Here is a 3,467-nt window from a genome sequence, read left to right on the forward strand (position 1 = left end):
TAGAGCATTGGAACCACCTGATCCCATCCCGAACTCAGTAGTGAAACGATGCATCGCCGATGGTAGTGTGGGGTTTCCCCATGTGAGAGTAGGTCATCGTCAAGCACCTACACCAAAACCCCCGATCAGGTAACTGGTCGGGGGTTTTACTTTGCGCAATGAAAACAGAGCGCGCCCGTGTGAACCGTTGATAGGCAACGATACGGCGCGTCGTTATTATGCGTGCCTCATTTTCCGGTAGGACTCGCATGCTTTCATTGTTAAAGCTCCTTCAGGACGGGCGCTTCCATTCCGGCGAGGCGCTCGGTTCTGCGCTGGGTGTCAGTCGCGCTGCGGTATGGAAGCGGCTGCAGGCCTTACAGGCAGAGCTGGGTTTATCGGTTCATAAGGTGCGTGGGCGCGGTTATCGGCTGGAGGCACCGTTGCAGCTGTTAGATGCGCAGTGGCTCAATGGTCAGGAAGATGGCCCGGGATGGCATGCTTATGTTGCGCCCAGCCTCGACTCAACCAATGCTGAAGCGTTGCGGCTTTTGTCCTCAGCGCCAGAGCGGCCGTTCTATGTGTTGGCTGAGCGGCAGACTAGTGGGCGCGGCCGGCGCGGCCGAAGCTGGGTGAGTCCCTTCGGCGAAAACATCTATTACAGCCTTGTGTTGCGAATTGACGGTGGCATGCGTCAGCTGGAAGGCATGAGTCTGGCTGTGGGGTTGGCGCTGCTGCAGGTCGTGCGTGATTGCGGTGTTTCCTCTGCCGGATTGAAGTGGCCCAATGATGTGTTGGTAGGCGAGCGTAAGCTGGCCGGTATCCTGTTGGAGTTGTCCGGCGATCCTGCAGATGTTTGTCATGTCGTGATTGGCATAGGGTTGAACGTAAACATGCTGGCCGCCGAGATCGGGGCAATTGGTCAGCCCTGGACGTCGATGCGCATGGAGTTGGGTCGTCAGCTGGATCGCAATGAGCTGGTGTGCGCGCTTAACCGGCAGTTGTCGCACTATCTGGACATCCAGTTGAGGCATGGATTTGCTGCATTGCAGGATGAGTGGCAGCGTAGTCATCTATGGCAGTTGCGTCCGGTTGCGTTGACGGCAGGCGGTGAGCCTGTTGAGGGTGTGGTGCTTGGGGTGGATCAATCCGGTGCTGTGCGGATGAAGGTCGAGGGTATTGAGCGTGTTTTCAGTGGTGGCGAGCTTAGTCTGAGGTTGCGTGATGATTCTTGAGCTCGACTGCGGTAATACATTGATCAAATGGCGTTTGCTGGCGGGGGCTTACGCAGTTGCGGGTGGTGTCGTCGATTCCGATCAAGCGCTGCTGCAGGCTGTTCGCGAGCAGGCTGTGCCACTGCGTGCCTGTCGTTTGGTGAGTGTGCGCAGTGATGATGAAACCGCCTCTTTAATGGCGTTGCTCGAAACAGAATTTGCCGTCGTTTGCCTGCGTGCGAGTTCGGCCGTTGAACTGGCCGGGGTAAGTAATGGCTATGAACAGTATGAGCGCCTTGGGCTTGATCGCTGGTTGGCGGTTGTCGGGGCTTATCAGTTATCTCGGCGTGCTTGCCTGGTGATTGATCTCGGTACGGCTGTCACGTCCGACTTTGTCAGTGTTGAAGGGCGGCACCTGGGCGGGTTTATCTGCCCAGGTGTGCCGCTAATGCGTACTCAGTTACGTACGCATACGCGCAGAACGCGCTATGACTCAGATGACGCGGCTCAGGCGCTTGGAGATTTTTTGCCGGGGCGCTCGACGGCAGAGGCGGTGGAGAGGGGTTGCCTGTTGATGTTGCGTGGCTTTGTCAGCGGTCAGCTGGCCATCGCGGCTGAGTGCCTAGGTACGGCGTTCGATGTGTTTTTGACCGGTGGCGATGCGGCTCTGGTTGTTGATGAAATTCCTGGGGCGCAAGTTGTGCCGGATCTGGTGTTTATCGGCTTGGCGATCGCTTGCCCCGTAGATTGAGGTCATGCATGCGCTGGATGTTCTTGTGGTTAGTGGTTTTGAATCTTTTCTATTACGTCTGGCATCAACAGCAGGCCCCGCTGCGGGTCACTGAGATTGCGCCGCTGAGCATGACGCAGGAGAGCAAGCGCGACATTCGATTGCTTAGTGAGTCCAGCGCTCCTCTGCGGCGTGAGGTGGCTGCGGCGCCAGTGCCTGTAGCAGAAGCTGTTTGCTTGTTTCTGGGTAGCTTTGAGGCGGCCGGAGATGCTGCTTCTGTTGAGCAACGCTTGCTGAGTCTGGATATCCAGTCGCGTGTGCAGAGTATGGATGCGGCGGCGGGCGTTGATTATTGGGTGTATCTGCCGCCTCTGGCCTCACGTCAGGCATCCTTACGGCAATTGCGTGAGTTGCAGGCGCGCAAGATTGATAGTTACATCATTACCCAGGGCGATCTGGCCAACGGCATTTCGTTGGGGATTTTTCCGCGCAGTGATTCGGCCGCCAGTGTTATGCAGCGACTGCGCGATGCAGGTTATGAGCCTTCATTGCGTGAGCTGACGCGCGCTCACCGTAGTTTCTGGGTACGTATTGCCCCGGAAAGCAGGCGTCTGGCTGATGACGCCTTGCTGCAGCGTTTAGCTTTTGACTTCAAAGGCTTACAACATCAATTAATGCCATGCGAGGGGGTTGCAAGCCCTCAATAGAATGCATAGAATGGCGCCCGCTTCGCAGGGTGGCGCTAACAAGTGATCTGCGAAGTTGCTGTCAAAGTAGCTAACCTCAGGTTTTTTAATGAGAAATTGCTTGACAGTAGGTCGGCATAGAATGAGAATGCCGCCCCGTTTGGAGGGATTCCCGAGTGGCCAAAGGGATCAGACTGTAAATCTGACGTCATCGACTTCGAAGGTTCGAATCCTTCTCCCTCCACCAGATTTAGCGAGAGCTGCAGGCTCCGCGGGTATAGTTCAGTGGTAGAACCTCAGCCTTCCAAGCTGATGATGCGGGTTCGATTCCCGCTACCCGCTCCAGTATTGTTGTTCTTGCGGTGCGTTTCGCTCATGTAGCTCAGTTGGTAGAGCACACCCTTGGTAAGGGTGAGGTCAGCGGTTCAAGTCCGCTCATGAGCTCCATTTGATAAAGGCAGATATGAAAGTATCTGCCTTTGTTTTATGGCGGTGATACCTGGTCAATTCTTCTCTGGGAGGCAGTCAAAATGGCTAAAGAAAAGTTTGAGCGTAACAAACCGCACGTCAACGTAGGCACAATCGGTCACGTTGATCACGGTAAAACCACTCTGACTGCTGCTCTGACTCGCGTCTGCTCCGAAGTATTCGGTTCGGCTCGTGTTGACTTCGACAAGATCGACAGCGCCCCGGAAGAGAAAGCTCGTGGTATCACCATCAACACTGCACACGTAGAGTACGATTCCAACATTCGTCACTACGCGCACGTTGACTGCCCGGGTCACGCCGACTATGTGAAGAACATGATCACCGGTGCTGCCCAGATGGACGGCGCTATCCTGGTTTGCTCGGCCGCTG

Annotated in this window: 4 protein-coding genes, 3 tRNA genes and 1 rRNA gene; all 8 read left to right on the forward strand. The window is 55.8% G+C overall.

What is annotated here, in order from left to right:
* Positions 1-105, forward strand: a 5S ribosomal RNA gene (gene rrf / locus IOD17_RS19195); the annotation flags it as partial.
* A 143-nt stretch (positions 106-248) separates the two neighbouring features.
* A complete protein-coding gene (birA, locus tag IOD17_RS19200) occupies positions 249-1,214 on the forward strand; it encodes a bifunctional biotin--[acetyl-CoA-carboxylase] ligase/biotin operon repressor BirA (protein WP_233686617.1) in 966 nt (321 codons plus the stop codon).
* Positions 1,204-1,944: a pantothenate kinase gene (locus tag IOD17_RS19205; protein WP_233686618.1), complete on the forward strand. Its 741-nt coding sequence runs from the start codon at positions 1,204-1,206 to the stop codon at positions 1,942-1,944. Before birA ends, IOD17_RS19205 begins: the two co-directional genes overlap by 11 nt.
* Positions 1,945-1,952: 8 nt before the next feature.
* On the forward strand, positions 1,953-2,630 hold the full coding sequence (locus IOD17_RS19210) for an SPOR domain-containing protein (protein WP_233686619.1): 678 nt from the start codon (positions 1,953-1,955) through the stop codon (positions 2,628-2,630).
* Between the two features lie 141 nt (positions 2,631-2,771).
* Positions 2,772-2,856: transfer RNA gene (locus IOD17_RS19215), tRNA-Tyr, on the forward strand.
* Between the two features lie 24 nt (positions 2,857-2,880).
* Positions 2,881-2,954: transfer RNA gene (locus IOD17_RS19220), tRNA-Gly, on the forward strand.
* Positions 2,955-2,980: 26 nt separating this feature from the next.
* Positions 2,981-3,056, forward strand: a tRNA-Thr gene (locus tag IOD17_RS19225).
* An 83-nt stretch (positions 3,057-3,139) separates the two neighbouring features.
* A partial coding sequence (locus tag IOD17_RS19230) for a GTP-binding protein (RefSeq protein ID WP_233686620.1) occupies positions 3,140-3,467 on the forward strand: 328 nt, incomplete at its 3' end.

It is taken from the genome of Pseudomonas anguilliseptica (genome assembly GCF_021375795.1).
In the GTDB taxonomy this organism is placed as follows: Bacteria; Pseudomonadota; Gammaproteobacteria; order Pseudomonadales; family Pseudomonadaceae; genus Aquipseudomonas; species Aquipseudomonas anguilliseptica_A.